Below are 15,554 nucleotides of genomic sequence, written 5' to 3'. Positions count from 1 at the left end.
TTTTAAGTGGTTGATAATTAGACTTCTTGTTATTACTTTTGCGAAAGTTTAAAAGCTTAAATAAGTCAGGAATCTGAATACATAATGTTATGTTGACATATAACATGCATTAAAGATTTAGATTTGCTGACTTTTAAATGAATAAATATATCCAAACAATCAAATAATTAATAAATAATGAAAAACAAATTTTTACTATTTTTTAGTGTATTGTTTCTTGCCTTTTCCCATTTATTTGGGCAGGATACCTATACCCAAATTACTTCGTTGGCTGAACTGACGACCGGCGAATATCTCATCGTGGGAGACGGCGAATCCAATGACGGAATCATGTTAAACCAACAAAATGCTTCCGGTAACAACACGTATATTTTATTTACCGAAGTGGTAAATCCGGGAACAAGCATTGATTCGGGATATTCGGCAGATAATGTATTTACCCTGACTGTCGAATCAGGACAAATTACCATTTACCATGCTTCAGTAGGTTATGTGACCTATCGAGGTACAGGAAACCATGCCAGTTTTTTTAACGGAACACCGGAGAACAATGAAAAATGGACCTATGGAGTAGATGGCGGATTATGGACTTTGAACAACGTAAATGCTACGGACAGAATCTTACAATGGAACAATAGCTCGCCTCGTTTTGCAGCTTATACATCCAATCAGGTAAAATTAAAATTATACAAAAAAGAGGAAACACAACCTTCCGGATATACCATCACTGTAACACAACCTGCTGGTGGATCGATTTCACCGTCTGGAACGGTAGAAGTGGAAGAAGGAGGGACCATTGAATTCACTGCTACTGCAGAAGCTTGTTATACATTCAGCCATTGGATTGTGGACGGTGAAAATGCCGGAAACACCAATCCTTATGTTTTCACAAATGTGACTGCTGACCACACAATTTCAGCTGTTTTTGAAGCAGTTGCACCTGAAGCACCGACTGTAGAAGCACAAGAATTCTGTGAAGGCGCAACAGTTGCAGATCTTGTCGCAGAAGGAACTGAAATCAACTGGTACGATGCAGAAGATGCAACTACGCCATTGACAGAAGATACGGTTCTGGCTACCGGAACTTATTATGTTACGCAAACAATTGACGGATGCGAAAGTGAAAGATTTGCAGTTGAAGTAGTAGTGAACGCTACGCCGGAAGCACCGGTAGCTGAATCTCCACAGGAAGTTGCAGAAGGTGCAACCATCGTTGATTTGGTGGTGGAAGGAGAAAACCTGATTTGGTATAACGAAGAAGGAGAAGTATTGCCTGAAACAACTGTTTTGGTTAGTGGAACTACTTATTATGTAACTCAAACCATCGAAGGATGTGAAAGTGAGGCAACTCCAATTCAGGTAGTTATTAATTCAGAACCTGGAGATAATTGTTTCGAAGAAGGATTTGACAATTTAACCGAAATCCCTACAGGAACTCAATATGGACCCGGAACTTATACCAACAACGGAATTACTTGGAATTTCCACGGACAAAGCCCAATCGGAGCTAACGGAGAAGATTACACAATTGACGGACAAGGAATTCTTTTGAGAAGAGCGTCGGATTCTTTCTTGGAAGCAACGATTCCTGCAGGTGTTGGAGTTTTCACATTTGAATATAGAAAAGCTTATACAGGAGGAAGTGAAAGACAACTTGAGTTGTTGGTTGATGGAGTTCAGGTAGCAACTACTCCTGCATTTGGAGCGGGATCAGGAGACAATCCAACTGTTTATGCATTCAGCCATACATTGAATACAACAGAATCTGTTGTTATCAGAATTAAACTGACAGGTGAAACATCTTCAAACCGTCATGCAACAATTGATAACATTTCATGGACTTGTGGCGATACTGAACCTTGCGAAACACCACTTCCGACTGCAGAAGCTCAGGAGTTCTGTGAAGGCGCTACTGTTGCTGATTTGGTTGCAGAAGGAGCTGAGATCAAATGGTACGATGCAGAAGATGCGACTACGCCATTGACAGAAGATACGGTTTTGGTTGCTGGAACTTATTATGCTACACAAACAATCGACGGATGTGAAAGTGAAAAGCTTGCAGTTGAAGTGACTTTGACAACAGCTCCGATTATCATTACACAACCAACCGATCAGACACTAAGCATTGGTGAAACTGCAACATTCTCTGTGGAAGCAGAAGATGCAGCGGAATTCCAATGGTCACTAAGTGCAGACGATGGGATTACTTGGACAGAAATTGATGGAGAAACAGCCTTCACTTATACAACAGAACCTGTAACAGAAGAAATGAATGGTAATTTGTACAGAGTAACGGTAATCAATGATTGTGGAGAGCTGATTTCAGATTCTGCTACTTTAATAATTCAGGAAGAATCTTGTGAAGGTTTGGAGGATTTCGAAACAACTGATATTGCGGACGCCTATTTAGACGGACAGTTTGCCAACAACGGTATAACCTGGACTTATGGTCATTCCCGAAATGAAGGAGATTTTGCTATTGATGGAAAAGGTTTGATGCTAAGAAGAGCTTCCGATTCCTATTTGGAAACAACGCTTGATTTAGGAGTTGGCGAATTTACATTTGAATACAGAAAAGCATTTACCGGAGGAAATGACAGACAATTGGAACTGATTGTTAATGGTGAGCAAGTTGCGACCACTCCTGTTTTTGGAGCAGAAAGCGGAGAGGATCCTACGGTTCATACGTTTACACATGTTCTAAACATTGAAGGGCCGGTTACTATCCGAATTAAAAATGTTGGAGAAACTGATGTCAACAGACAAGCTGTAATCGATAATATTTCTTGGACTTGTCCGGAAGAAACTTGTGAAACACCATTGCCAACTGCTGAAGCTCAGATTTTCTGTGGAGAAGCAACCGTTGCGGATTTAGTGGCGGAAGGTGAAAATATCCAATGGTACGAAACCCAAACTTCAACTGAGCCACTTGCTCCGGAAGTTGTATTGGTGACTGGAACTTATTATGTTACCCAAACCATTGATTGTGAAAGCGAAAGATTGGCAGTAGAGGTTCTGATTAGCGAAGGACCTGTGTTTACACTTCAACCTGCAGATCAGACGGTCAATGAAGGAGAAACAGCAACTTTCACGGTTGAAGTAGAAGGAGCTTTGGAATACCAATGGTCAGTGAGCAATGACCATGGTGCAACTTGGGCCATTATAGACGGAGCAATTGAAGCTACTTATACCACCGAACCGGCAACTCCGGAAATGGATGGAAATCAATACAGAGTTGCTGCAACCAACGATTGTGGCGAAACGATTTCTGAAATGGCAGTTTTGACCTTAGTAGGTGAGCCATGTTTCGTAGAAGATTTTGAAACAACTGACATATCCGGTAGTTATGGTGATGGAAGTTTTACCAACAATGGAATTACTTGGACCTATGCGCACTCCAGAAACGAAGGAGATTTCCCAATTGACGGAAAAGGTTTGATGTTGAGAAGAGCTTTGGATTCTTATCTGGAAGCAACGATTCCTGCTGGTGCAGGCGTATTCTCATTCGAATACAGAAAAGCATTTACTGGAGGTAATGAAAGACAATTGGAATTGATTGTGAACGGTGTTCAGGTTGCCACAACGCCTGTATTTGGAGATGTGAGCGGTGAAGATCCTGCTATTTATACTTTCACTTATGTTTTGGATACGACAGAAGAAGTGGTAATCCGAATTAAAAATGTAGGAGAAACAGATGCAAACCGACAAACCGTAATTGACAATATTAACTGGACTTGTCTGGACGAACCATGTGATGTACCAGCACCGATTGCAATTGGAAACTTCGAATTCGTTGCGGGCGATACATTGGCAGATTTGGAAGATTCATTGGAATATACCGGAACATTGACTTGGTATGCAGATGAGGAATTGACCATTGTTTTACCTAACACGACTTTATTGGAAGACGGAGCAGTCTATTTTGTAACCCAAACAATTGGTGAATGTGAAAGTGAAGCGCTAATGGTTGAAACCCAGGAACTAGGAGTTGATTCTTTCGCTTTTGATTCGTTTAGTTATTATCCAAACCCTGTAAAAGATTATTTGTATTTGAGAAACAATTCAAAAATTGACAATCTTGAAATTTACAATTTGGAAGGAGCGAAACTTATGTCTCAAACCATAAATGCTGTAAAAGCTGATCTGAATCTGAAAGGATTAGATGCCGGAATTTATATTTTGAAAATTAACTCTGGTAAAGAAGTGAAAACAGTAAAAATCATTAAGAAATAATTCGAAATTTCGTGATAATGAAAAGGGTTGCCAGAGGGCAGCCCTTTTTTATTTAGCATCCCTACGTTTTGATAATGATTATATAATCTTCTACATTTTTGATGAAATCTCTTCCCATACCGGTTTTTTAACCGTTTCTGATACTTCAGAATTTTTTCTATGTTGAATGATTTTAAAGAATAAAAAAAGGACGATGAAACCACCGTCCTTTTAGTAGCGAAGGGGGGAATTGAACCCCCGACCTCAGGGTTATGAATCCTGCGCTCTAACCACCTGAGCTACCTCGCCATGGTTATTTTTACTTCTGAAATTTTATTATTTATCTGCCTTGGCAGACTGCTCGTCTCATTTTGGGACTGCAAATATAGAATCTTCTTTGAAATCATCAAAACTTATCTAAAAAAGTTTGGTGGTATAAGTGTATTTTATATATTGCAACCCAATTTAATAGAAATATGACCAGAGAAAAATTTCAATCGGAATTTGTTATAAACGCTTCACCTTCATTGCTTTACAACTACATTTCCAATCCTTCGGGATTGTCTGAATGGTTTGCAGATAACGTCAATTCCCGCGGTGAAAAATATACTTTCATCTGGGATGGTGATGAACAGTCTGCCTTTTTGGTGAAAAGCAAGCAGGATACCTACGTTCGCTTCCAATGGGAAGACGACGAAGACACCAAATATTTCTTTGAATTGAACATCGTGGAAGACGATCTGACGGGCGATGTATCGCTTATGATTACCGATTTTGCCGATTCAGACGAAATCGAAGAAGCGAAATTACTTTGGGAAAGCCAAATTGAAGATCTTAAAAAAATTCTAGGCTCTTAATTCATAAAATTCATAACCTTGAAATTCATTTTTAACGGCAATCTTTTTGACGAAGCCGATGCGCTTTTTGGTAAAATAAACCGGGCATTTCTCTATGGTGATTATATCTCTGAATTTGTAAAAGTATCAGACGGGAAACTGCTTCTCTGGGAAGAACATTATTTCAACCTGATGGCTTCTATGCGGATTTTCCGAATGAGAATTCCAATCGAATTTACGCAGGAATTTCTCGAAGAAGAAATTATGAAAGTCTGTAATGAAAATGGAATGTCAAACGCCAAAATCAAAATCAGCGTCTTCCGAAATCCGGGAAATGAAATGCTTACGAAATCCACGGTTTCCTATCTAATCGACATCGAAAAACCATTTTTGCAGTCGGAATATAGCTGGACAAATGATTCGGCTGAAATTGAAATTTTCAAAGATTATACAATTAATCCCAGCTTTTTTACACAAGTTAATTCGCATAAACCGGAAGAAATCATCGCGCAAGCTTTCATGCAGGAAAACGAATATGATGATTTGGTTTTGCTAAATCCCGACAAACGAATTGCACGAACTATCTTGGGAGTTCCTTTTTTAATTCAAGGAAATCATATCAAAACGCCAAAAATCGAAGAAGGAGGAATTCGTAGCGTAACCCGAAATCATTTGACGAAACTAATTTCCAAATCAGAAAATTTTAGTTTTGAAGAAGCCGAAATATTTCCTTTCGAATTACAAAAAACCGACGAACTCTTTATTTGTCTGGAAAGCGAAGGGATTCTTTCCGTTCACCAAAACCGGAAAAAAACGTATTCGACCGAAAAAACAAAGCAAATTTTTGAGTTGTTGAATTCCTGATCTAGCAAAGCCAGTACTTTTTATTTTCCAAATCAATCACCGAGGGACCATCAGAACAACCTCCGATTTCATCTGCATACTTATCGTTAACAGATTGTGCAATTATCCATTTTCCACTTTTATGTTTGATGAGAATTCCACTATCAATCAATTCTCCTTTTTCTAAACTTAAACCATGATAACTCCGAACAAAAATACTGTCGCCTCTTATCAGTACTTCAACTTTTGCTCCCATTGATTTTCCTTGCCATTCAGCAAAAGCCACATCGTAAATCAATCTTTCTCCAAGGATTTTTGAAGAAGAATTACAACCTAAAATGAAAGAAATAAACAAGATGAAATAAAGGGTTTTCATAAATCAATTCATACTCGGATCCGCAGGCGTATTGAGCCAGATGAGGTGTTCGCCACCTAACTTTTTCATTTGAAGTTTCCAGAGATTATTGTCCCAATCTTGGAAAATATCCAAATCATCTTCTACCACAATCCAGGCGTTGTCCTCAACTTCTGTTTGAAGCTGATTTTCACCCCAGCCACTGTAGCCTAGATAAAAACGAATTTCTTCTTCGCCGATTAAATTATTGTTGATGGCATTTTTTACATCATCATATTCACCCGACCAATACAAACCATTGCTGATGGGTTCACTGTTGCGGATCAAGTCCGGGCGTTTATGGATGTAATAAAGATTTTGGGTTTCTACCGGACCGCCTTCATAAACTGTAAAATCAGATTCCAATTCAGAAACATAAAGATTCACAGAATGATTCAGTGGTTTATTCAGAATGAAACCCACTGAACCCAATTCATTGTGATCGGTGATTAAAACCACAGACCGATTAAAAGTATAGTCGTACAATGCCGGTTGGGCAATGAGAATATTTCCTTTTGTAATCGTTTTTATTTGCACTAAGTTTGAATTAAGAAAGCAGTCTGTTTGATAAAGATAAAAAAAAAATTAAATGAAACAAGACTTAACCGATAAAAGAAAGGATTATTCACAGAATTTTATAAACTTCTCGGAACTCTCTGATAACCCTATGGATTTATTTCACGACTGGTACAATCAAGCCACGCATAGCGATTTGATTGCCGAACCTTACGCCGTGAGTTTATCAACTTTAGGCTCAGACGGTTTCCCCCGAACGCGTATCGTTTTGCTTCGTGAAGTAAATCCCGAAGGATTTATTTTTTATACCAATTATGAGAGCCAGAAAGGAAAAGCAATTAGTGAAAATCAAAAAGTCTGCATTTCTTTTTTTTGGGATAAATTGGAGCAACAAATCATCATAAAAGGTATTGCCGAAAAAGTTTCTCAGGAAAAATCAGACGATTATTTCCATAAACGGCCTGTAGAAAGTCAGATTGGTGCCATTGTTTCTGCGCAAAGTTCAGAAATCGGTTTTGACTTTGATCTTGATGAAAAAGTAAGACAATTACAGAGAGAATTTGAAGGTAAGGAAGTTCCACGACCGGAAAACTGGGGCGGATATCTGGTTAGACCTGTGGAAATCGAATTCTGGCAGGGAAGACCAAGTCGATTACATGATCGCGTTCGATACAAACTGGAAAACGGAAAATGGGTTCAATCCCGTTTGTCGCCTTGATGCCATAAAAAAAATCCTCTCAATAAGAAAGGATCTTTGAATTTTAAATCGTTTAGGATTTATTTTTTCTTTCCATCAACAGCTGCTGAAAGTTCAGAACCAGCTTTGAATTTAGCTACGGTTTTTGCAGCGATTTTGATTGTTTTTTTGGTTTGTGGGTTGATACCGTTTCTCGCGCTTCTTTTTGAAGTTGAGAAAGTTCCAAATCCTACCAAAGAAACTTTGTCACCTTTTTTCAAAGACTTGGTTACGTTTGAAGTGAATGAATCCAAAGCCTTTTTTGCAGCTGCTTTAGATATCCCGGCGTCAGCCGCCATTGCATCGATTAATTCTGATTTGTTCATAATTCTAAGATTTTTTGATTAATTCTTAGAAACAAATATAGAAGAATCCTTTATTCACGCAACTTCTGGCGTATAAAAAAATGCTTTTTTGTTGAAAAAACAGCCGATTTTGTTAATAACCACGTGGCTTGAGGCTTGTTTATCAGTTAGTTTAGCTGATTTTCCAATCGGATTTGTCCTGAAGTCCGTTGACGAAATCTTTGTCAGTCATCCTTTTTTTACCTTCTGGCTGGAGTTCTTCTACATAATAAATTCCATCTGAAAGTAGAATTTTAATCTGATTTTTTTCAAATTTAATCTGACCGGGTTTATCAGAATTCTCTTGATTATGTTCAAAATATCCTTTGTAAATTTTTACAGATTTGGATTCATTATCTTGAATGAAATTTGTCCAGGCTGCCGGATAAGGACTTAATCCACGGATCTTATTGTGAATTTTTTCAATCGGTTCCGACCAATCGATTTTACAATCTTCCTTGAAAATTTTAGGTGCCGGCTTCAACTCTCCCGGATTTTCCTGTGGTTGAGGCTGAATGGAATTATTTTCCAGTCCATTGAGTGTTTCGATGATTAATTTTTTTCCGGATTCGGCCAATTTATCATGAAGTGTCCCGGCATTGTCATCGGGAAGTATTTGAACTTTTTCTTTTAATAAAATATTTCCGGTATCGATTTTTTCGTCAATCAGAAAAGTCGTTACCCCGGTTTCGGTTTCGCCATTGATGATTGCCCAGTTAATGGGCGCTGCGCCCCGATATTGCGGAAGGAGGGAGGCATGAAGGTTAAAAGTCCCTTTCGCCGGAATTTGCCAAACTTCTTTGGGCAACATCCGGAAAGCCACCACCACAAAAGCATCGGTATCCAAAGAGTTTAGTTCTTCCAGAAATTCGGGATTTTTCAGTTTTTCGGGTTGAAGCAATTTTAAATTTTTCTCAATTGCAAGTTTGGCAACCGCAGACTGAGACAGTTTTTGTCCACGACCCGCAGGTTTATCGGGTACCGTGATGACGCCTACTACTTCATGTTTGCTGTTTAAAATTTCTTCCAGACAAATCGCCGCAAATTCGGGCGTTCCCATAAAAACAATCTTCATTATTTATCGACTTTAATTAAGGAATCGATTCCTGAGTTTTTTACTAAACCTTCATCGGCCAAATCCTGCAGGATTTCCAAAACGGATTCTCTGGGCGAATGTACAAAGTGAAGAAGGATTTCCTGAATAGTTTTGGGAGAATCTTCTAAAAATTTTAATACAGCACTTTCATCTGGAATTGCTTTTTCTCTTTTGCAGACATCACATTTCCCACATTTATTTTTGGGTTTCTCACCAAAATAACGGAGAATCAGTTTTTCGCGGCAAACTTCTGTTTGGCTTGCATAGTAAATCATATCCTGAAGTCGTTTCCATTGTTTGATTTGAAGGTTTTCAAATTCTTTCCACAAAGTATTCTTCACATAATCTGTTTCCCTCGGACGTAGGAAAATTACATTTTGAAGCTCCCTGCTTCGGTAATAAATATATCCGGCCTCACTTAATTTGGCAAGTGTTTTCCTTATTTTCTTTACCGGTTTTTCAAGTTCACGGGCGATATAAAACTCGCTGATGGATTTTTCGTCTGATAAAATTCCGGGGTGGTGCCGTACTAGGTATTCGAGAATTTGTGTGGGCAGCGATTTGGGGAAATTCAGGTTTTTGGGATTTGCAAACATCTGAACCGTGCTGTAAGTTGCGGTTTTCTGAAAAATGATGACTTCTTTGCGTTCCAAAAAATCCAGAACTTTCAGTGTTTTATTTTTATCTAATTTGAATTTTTGAACAAATTCAGAGAAATTAAATTCAAGCTTTTGTTCGGGTCGTTCATTTTCACCAATTTCAAAATAATTGTAAAACATCCGACAAATTTGTCGGTATTCATCCCGGTCAGGAAGGCTGCTTTTAAATATTTTTTCAGCTTCTTCAGCTGCATAGGGCTGAAGAAACAAAACCGCTTCTGAATCTTTTCCATCGCGCCCGGCACGACCTGCTTCCTGCACATAAGCTTCCAAACTAGACGGCAAATCGAGGTGAATGACAGTTCGCACATCCGCTTTGTCGATTCCCATCCCGAAGGCGTTGGTGGAAACCATAATTTGTTGATCGCTTTTTGTCCAATTCTCTTGTTTTTTCTTTTTTTCTTCGTTGGGAAGTCGGGCATGAAAATAATCGGCATCCAATTCTTTCTCCAAAAGGAATTGAGCTACTTCATAAGTTTGTTTTCGCGTTCTTGAAAACACAATTGAGGAACCCGGATTTTTTTTCAGTTCATACACCAAATCGTCCAGTTCATTTTGAGAGGATTGAACTTTGTAAACCAGATTTTCTCTTTTGAGCGAACGCGTAAAAACATTGTTTTCTTTCAGTTCCAATGCCGAAACGATTTCTTCACGCGTTTTGGGCGGCGCTGTTGCAGTCAGGGCAAGCATTGTCGCTTTTGGAAATATTTCTCTTATTTTATTGATTTTCAAATAAGAAGGTCGGAAGTCATGTCCCCATTCCGCAATGCAATGCGCTTCATCCACCGCAATGATTTTTACTTCTAATTCAATCAGATTCTGAATGAAACTACGGCTCAAAAGACGTTCCGGCGCCACATAAAGCAATTTTACTTTTCCCAATTGACAACGGGCAAAAACGACGGCTATTTCTTCAGTATTTAGTTGGGAAGTGATGGATTCCGCTCCGATTCCCAATTGATTCAGGCGGTTTACCTGATCCTGCATCAATGCAATCAGCGGAGAAATAACGAGCGTAATTCCTTCCGACATCACGGCCGGAATTTGATAACACAAAGATTTTCCGCCACCAGTCGGTAAGATTGCCAGCGTGTCTTTTCCTTCCAAAACAGCGTCAATGATTTCTTTTTGCGGATATTTAAAATCCGCATAACCCCAATATTTTTTAAGTATTTCTTGTGAACTCGCCACCAATCGGGTTTTTTGTAAAAGTACAAAAGGAAAATGGATTTCTGAATATTATGTTTTTGTATATTTAGGAATTCGATTCAACTAAACCCGTTTAAATGAATAAACCATTATTCCAAGAAACTCAAAGATTTACACAATGGTGGCTTTGGTTGTTACTGTTTTCAGTTTCATTGACCATTTACCGACCGATTTATATGGCGATTTCAGAAGGTCAACCTTTGGATGCCGGACAATGGGTCGGCGTGATTATTTTGGCGGTTGTTATTTTGTTTATGTTTATAATTCGACTGGATACCCGAATTGACGAAAGGGGAATTTATGTGAAGTTTTTTCCGGTTATACCGAAATTCAAATTTTATTCTTGGGAAGAAATTTCCACTGCTGTTGTGCGTAAATATTCGCCACTGATGGAATATGGCGGTTGGGGTATTCGTTTCGGACGAAATGGAAAAGCGTACAATATCAAAGGAAACAAAGGTCTGCAATTGAAATTCAAAAGTGGAAATGCTTTACTCATCGGAACGCAAAAAGCAGAGGAGTTGGAGAAAGTATTGAAAAATATAGAAATTTAAAAATGCAAAAAACCTCACAGATTTGATTTCCGCGAGGTTTTCTACTATTTCGTATCTCAACTTCCCTCTCCTTTGGAGAGGGTTAGGGAGAGGCTTAAAGATCAAATTTAATTCCCTGAGCCAAAGGTAAATTCGTTGTATAATTGATGGTGTTGGTCTGTCTTCTCATATAAACTTTCCAAGCATCCGAACCCGACTCACGTCCGCCTCCGGTTTCTTTTTCACCACCAAAAGCACCTCCGATTTCTGCCCCGGAAGTTCCGATGTTAACGTTGGCAATTCCACAGTCAGAACCTGCAGCACTTAGGAATTTTTCGGCTTCACGCAAATTATTGGTCATAATTGCAGAAGAAAGTCCTTGAACCACACCGTTTTGCAGTTCGATAGCGTTTTCTACATCCCCCGAATATTTAATCAAATACAAAACCGGTGCGAAAGTTTCGTGCTGTACGATTTCATAATGGTTTTCAACTTCTGCAATCGCAGGTTTTACATAGCAACCGCTTTCGTAACCTGAACCTTCCAAAACGCCACCTTCGACTAAAATATTTCCTCCTTGTGCTTTCACTTGTTCCAAAGCGCCAAGGTAAGCGTTAACTGCATCTTTGTCAATCAAAGGCCCTACGTGGTTATTTTCATCCAAAGGATTTCCGATTTTCAATTGGCCGTAAGCCGCAACGATGGCGTCTTTTACTTTGTCGTAAATCGATTCGTGGATGATCAATCGACGAGTCGAAGTACATCTTTGTCCTGCTGTTCCTACCGCTCCGAAAACCGCACCGATTACGGTCATTTTCACGTCGGCATCCGGCGTAACGATGATGGCGTTGTTTCCGCCTAATTCCAATAAAGAACGACCTAATCTTCCGGCAACTTCTTGCGCCACGATTTTTCCCATTCGGGTGGAACCGGTTGCAGAAAGTAAAGGAACTCTTTTGTCTTTTGACATGAATTCCCCGACTTTATAATCACCGTTGATCAAACAGGATATTCCTTCCGGTAAATCGTTTTCTTTTAAAACTTCCTGAATGATTTTCTGACAAGCTACCCCGCACAAAGGCGTTTTTTCACTTGGCTTCCAGATTACTACGTCACCACAAATCCAAGCCAGAGCTGCGTTCCAAGACCAAACGGCTACTGGGAAGTTAAATGCTGAAATGACACCTACGATGCCCAGCGGATGGTATTGTTCATACATTCTGTGTCCGGGACGTTCGGAATGCATGGTGTGTCCATAAAGCATTTTGGCTTGTCCGGTGGCAAAATCACAGATGTCGATCATTTCCTGCACTTCACCCAAACCTTCCTGATAGGATTTTCCCATTTCGTAGGAAACCAATTTCCCTAAATCGGCTTTATAATGTCTTAATTTATCTCCAAATTGACGTACGATTTCTCCTCTTTTGGGAGCGGGCGTGGTCCGCCAAATTTTGAATGCTTCTTGAGCCGAATTGATTACTTTTTCGTAATCTTCTTCTGTCGTTGCTTTTACTTTTCCAATTAATTTTCCATCAACTGGCGAATAAGATTCAAGGATTTCTCCGTTAGAAAACCAATTCGATCCGGTTGAAGTTCCTTCGTTTATTTCGTTTAAACCTAATTTTTTGAGTTCGTTTTGTATCATTTTAATTCTTGCTTTTTTGAAAGTCTTCAAAGGTAAGAATTATGCGCCAAGTAAACCGAATATGGACGCTTCAAATTGATAGAGTTAAATTCGAATGAAATAAAATTGACATATCAATTAATTCAAAAAATAAGTATATTTGGGTAAAATTTTGGTTTTGGAAAAATTAGACGATATTATTTTTTATACTTTGGACAAAAGCATTCGGACTTACCGAATGTACGCCCAAAAAAGGCTGCGTGAATTTGGCTTTGAGATTACAATCGATCAGTGGTTGGTATTAAAGGCTTTGACTGAAAATCCGGGTGTCATGCAACAAAAAATAGCCGAAAGGGTTTTTAAGGACAATGCTTCAGTGACGCGGATTATTGAATTATTGGTAAAAGCGGATTATCTGGAACGTAAAATCAATCCGGATGATCGCCGTAAATCCAATTTGAAAGTTACTTTGAAAGGAAAAAAAATTATTTCAGATGTTCAGAATGTTGTGCTGGAAAATCGTGCAAATGCCTTGAGTGGCATTAGTCAGACCGAACTGGAAACGGTTCAACGCGTTTTACTGAAAATTACAGAGAATTGTCAGGAAGAGGTTTAAACCAAATTATTTTATGATGAGAATTATTCTTTTATTAAGTCATTGTCTCGCGATGTGGATGCTTTCCTGATCAGCTTTGGGTCAAATGGAAAGTGAAAAGCGTGTTTCCCCAAGCCAGACATGCCGCCCCGGCATCGTCCAGATCAATCGTGAATTGTTCCACAGGTTCTTCCGATTTAAAAGTCGGAACCGTCACCCGAAGTGCATCTTTGGATTCGTCATATTGAGTTCCCCATTGGCTCCAAGCTTTGTTGAAAATCACAATGGTTTCCTTTTCGTCGGGAATGGTGTACAAACTGTATTTCCCAGCCGGAAGTAATTTCCCTTCAATCAAAACATCTTGGTTGACCTCAAAAACAGTGGCTTCATTGGCGCCGGTTCTCCAAACTTTACCATAAGGAACAATGTCCTTTCCAAATTCTCTTCCTTTCAGAAATGGACGGCTGTAGGTAATTTCCACGTTCAAATCTTCAATCTGTGTTTGGATGGTGTCCAACGGACTCACACGATTGTTGGATGCAGTTTGTGCATTTGCAAAGGAAAAAATGAAGAGAAAAAATACGGTAAATAAACTGGTTGTTTTCATTTTGATGAAATTAGGACTTTTACAAATTTACGAATTCCGGCATCAAATTGGCAAGTTCTGTGCCAGTAAAGGGGCGGAATTATCAAAATTTTTTAATTCATTCAAATTTAACTTTTGGCTAAGCCAACATTCGGATGGAAAGTTTCACGCCTTCAATCAATTGATCGATTTCTTCTTTGGAATTGAAAACAGCAAAAGAAGCCCGAACCGTTCCCGGAATTCCGAAATGTCGCATAATCGGCTGCGCACAATGATGACCCGTCCGCACCGCAATTCCTTTTTTGTCCAAAATCATCCCGACATCGGACGGATGAACGCCCGGTAAATTCAGGTTGAATGAAACCGCGCCCGACCTCGGCACATCTTTTCCGTAAATCACGACTTCTTCCAGTTCAGAAAGTCGGGAAGTTGCATAACTCAAAAGTTCATCTTCGTACTGATGAATGGTTTCAATCCCAATCGAATTGATAAAGTCAATCGCTGTTCCCAAAACGATATTTCCGGCAATATTCGGCGTTCCCGCTTCGTATTTAAAAGGCAATCCGGCATAAGTAGAATGATCCATCCAAACTTCTTTGATCATTTCTCCGCCGCCGTGATAAGGCGGAAGTTCGTTTAGGATTTCTTCTTTTCCGTACAAAATTCCGGTTCCGGTCGGTGCATACATTTTGTGTCCGGAGAAAACCAGAAAATCACAATCCATTTTCTGAACATCTACTTTTGTATGGGGAATGGATTGCGCCGCATCAATCAAAACCCAAGCGCCCACCTGATGTGCTTTTTCGATGATTTTTTCAATCGGATTGATAATTCCCAATGCATTTGAAATCTGATTGACCGCTACGAGTTTCGTGTTAGGTGTTATGAGTTCGTCTAATTTTTCAATCTGCAAACTTCCGTTTTCGTTCAATGGAATGTATTTCAACTTAGCGCCGGTTCTTTCGCAAAGCATTTGCCAAGGAACGATATTGGAATGGTGTTCAATTCCGGTAATGAGAATTTCATCGTTCGCTTTGATGACGTCTCTCAAAACGCTGGCAATCAGATTGATTCCTTCGGTTGTGCCTTTGGTGAAAAGTACTTCGTGCGCTTGTTTGGCGTTGATGAAATTTCTGACTTTTTCTCGCGCATCCTCCATCATAACCGTCGCTTCCTGACTGATGGTATGAATGCCCCGATGGACATTTGAATTGAATTTTTCGTAATAATTATCAATGGCATCCAGAACGATTTTGGGTTTTTGGGAAGTCGCTGCATTGTCGAAATAAATCAGTGGATTTCCGTTTACTTCACGTTCTAAAATAGGGAATTGGGCGCGTATATCTTGTATATTGAAACTCAATTTGAAGT

At 39.3% G+C, this 15,554-nt stretch carries 14 protein-coding genes and 1 tRNA gene; 6 read left to right on the top strand and 9 right to left on the bottom strand.

Features of this window, described 5'->3' with window-relative positions; genetic code table 11:
* Nucleotides 1–177 precede the first annotated feature (177 nt).
* Nucleotides 178–4,233 carry a T9SS type A sorting domain-containing protein gene (locus WBF63_RS00960; protein ID WP_424367810.1) on the top strand — a complete coding sequence of 1,352 codons (4,056 nt, stop codon included), beginning with the start codon at nucleotides 178–180 and terminating at the stop codon, nucleotides 4,231–4,233.
* Between the two features lie 214 nt (nucleotides 4,234–4,447).
* Here WBF63_RS00960 and WBF63_RS00955 read toward each other — a convergent pair.
* Nucleotides 4,448–4,521, bottom strand: a tRNA-Met gene (locus WBF63_RS00955).
* Between the two features lie 167 nt (nucleotides 4,522–4,688).
* Between WBF63_RS00955 and WBF63_RS00950 the strand changes: the two genes are divergently transcribed.
* On the top strand, nucleotides 4,689–5,069 hold the full coding sequence (locus tag WBF63_RS00950) for an START-like domain-containing protein (protein ID WP_424367809.1): 381 nt from the start codon (nucleotides 4,689–4,691) through the stop codon (nucleotides 5,067–5,069).
* A gap of 18 nt (nucleotides 5,070–5,087) precedes the next feature.
* Nucleotides 5,088–5,912, top strand: a complete 825-nt coding sequence (locus WBF63_RS00945; RefSeq protein WP_424367808.1) for an aminotransferase class IV — start codon at nucleotides 5,088–5,090, stop codon at nucleotides 5,910–5,912.
* Nucleotide 5,913: 1 nt separating this feature from the next.
* Here WBF63_RS00945 and WBF63_RS00940 read toward each other — a convergent pair whose 3' ends face one another.
* Both WBF63_RS00940 and WBF63_RS00935 read right to left on the bottom strand, forming a co-directional pair.
* The gene (locus WBF63_RS00940) at nucleotides 5,914–6,267 is read right to left on the bottom strand and encodes a hypothetical protein (protein ID WP_424367807.1); all 354 of its coding nucleotides are present in this window, start codon (nucleotides 6,265–6,267) and stop codon (nucleotides 5,914–5,916) included.
* A 3-nt stretch (nucleotides 6,268–6,270) separates the two neighbouring features.
* Nucleotides 6,271–6,822 carry a YqgE/AlgH family protein gene (locus WBF63_RS00935; RefSeq protein WP_424367806.1) on the bottom strand — a complete coding sequence of 184 codons (552 nt, stop codon included), beginning with the start codon at nucleotides 6,820–6,822 and terminating at the stop codon, nucleotides 6,271–6,273.
* Nucleotides 6,823–6,874: 52 nt separating this feature from the next.
* Between WBF63_RS00935 and pdxH the strand changes: the two genes are divergently transcribed.
* A complete protein-coding gene (gene pdxH / locus WBF63_RS00930) occupies nucleotides 6,875–7,519 on the top strand; it encodes a pyridoxamine 5'-phosphate oxidase (protein ID WP_424367805.1) in 645 nt (214 codons plus the stop codon).
* A 59-nt stretch (nucleotides 7,520–7,578) separates the two neighbouring features.
* Here pdxH and WBF63_RS00925 read toward each other — a convergent pair whose 3' ends face one another.
* The 3 genes from WBF63_RS00925 to WBF63_RS00915 form a co-directional block, all read right to left on the bottom strand.
* On the bottom strand, nucleotides 7,579–7,863 hold the full coding sequence (locus WBF63_RS00925) for an HU family DNA-binding protein (protein ID WP_424367804.1): 285 nt from the start codon (nucleotides 7,861–7,863) through the stop codon (nucleotides 7,579–7,581).
* Nucleotides 7,864–8,014: 151 nt separating this feature from the next.
* Nucleotides 8,015–8,956, bottom strand: a complete 942-nt coding sequence (fmt, locus tag WBF63_RS00920) for a methionyl-tRNA formyltransferase (RefSeq protein WP_424367803.1) — start codon at nucleotides 8,954–8,956, stop codon at nucleotides 8,015–8,017.
* Nucleotides 8,956–10,827: a RecQ family ATP-dependent DNA helicase gene (locus tag WBF63_RS00915; protein WP_424367802.1), complete on the bottom strand. Its 1,872-nt coding sequence runs from the start codon at nucleotides 10,825–10,827 to the stop codon at nucleotides 8,956–8,958. The genes fmt and WBF63_RS00915 overlap by 1 nt, the downstream gene beginning before the upstream one ends.
* A 95-nt stretch (nucleotides 10,828–10,922) precedes the next feature.
* On the opposite strand from WBF63_RS00915, the gene WBF63_RS00910 reads away from it, so the two are divergent.
* The gene (locus WBF63_RS00910) at nucleotides 10,923–11,399 is read left to right on the top strand and encodes a hypothetical protein (RefSeq protein ID WP_424367801.1); all 477 of its coding nucleotides are present in this window, start codon (nucleotides 10,923–10,925) and stop codon (nucleotides 11,397–11,399) included.
* A gap of 94 nt (nucleotides 11,400–11,493) precedes the next feature.
* Here WBF63_RS00910 and WBF63_RS00905 read toward each other — a convergent pair whose 3' ends face one another.
* Entirely contained in the window at nucleotides 11,494–13,023 is a 1,530-nt protein-coding gene (locus tag WBF63_RS00905; RefSeq protein WP_424367800.1) for an aldehyde dehydrogenase family protein, read from the bottom strand.
* A 157-nt stretch (nucleotides 13,024–13,180) separates the two neighbouring features.
* On the opposite strand from WBF63_RS00905, the gene WBF63_RS00900 reads away from it, so the two are divergent.
* Nucleotides 13,181–13,618: a MarR family winged helix-turn-helix transcriptional regulator gene (locus tag WBF63_RS00900; RefSeq protein WP_424367799.1), complete on the top strand. Its 438-nt coding sequence runs from the start codon at nucleotides 13,181–13,183 to the stop codon at nucleotides 13,616–13,618.
* A gap of 70 nt (nucleotides 13,619–13,688) precedes the next feature.
* Here the strand turns inward: WBF63_RS00900 and WBF63_RS00895 are convergent, their stop codons facing one another.
* On the bottom strand, nucleotides 13,689–14,204 hold the full coding sequence (locus tag WBF63_RS00895) for a DUF2911 domain-containing protein (RefSeq protein ID WP_424367798.1): 516 nt from the start codon (nucleotides 14,202–14,204) through the stop codon (nucleotides 13,689–13,691).
* A gap of 118 nt (nucleotides 14,205–14,322) precedes the next feature.
* Nucleotides 14,323–15,546 (bottom strand): aminotransferase class V-fold PLP-dependent enzyme, encoded by a 1,224-nt coding sequence (locus WBF63_RS00890; protein WP_424367797.1) that lies wholly within the window; start codon nucleotides 15,544–15,546, stop codon nucleotides 14,323–14,325.
* Nucleotides 15,547–15,554 lie beyond the last annotated feature (8 nt).

It is taken from the genome of Moheibacter sp. (assembly GCF_049672845.1).
Taxonomy (GTDB): Bacteria; Bacteroidota; Bacteroidia; order Flavobacteriales; family Weeksellaceae; genus Moheibacter.
The sequence above is the reverse complement of the archived record's forward strand: the minus strand, read 5'-3'. Positions and strand labels throughout refer to the sequence as shown.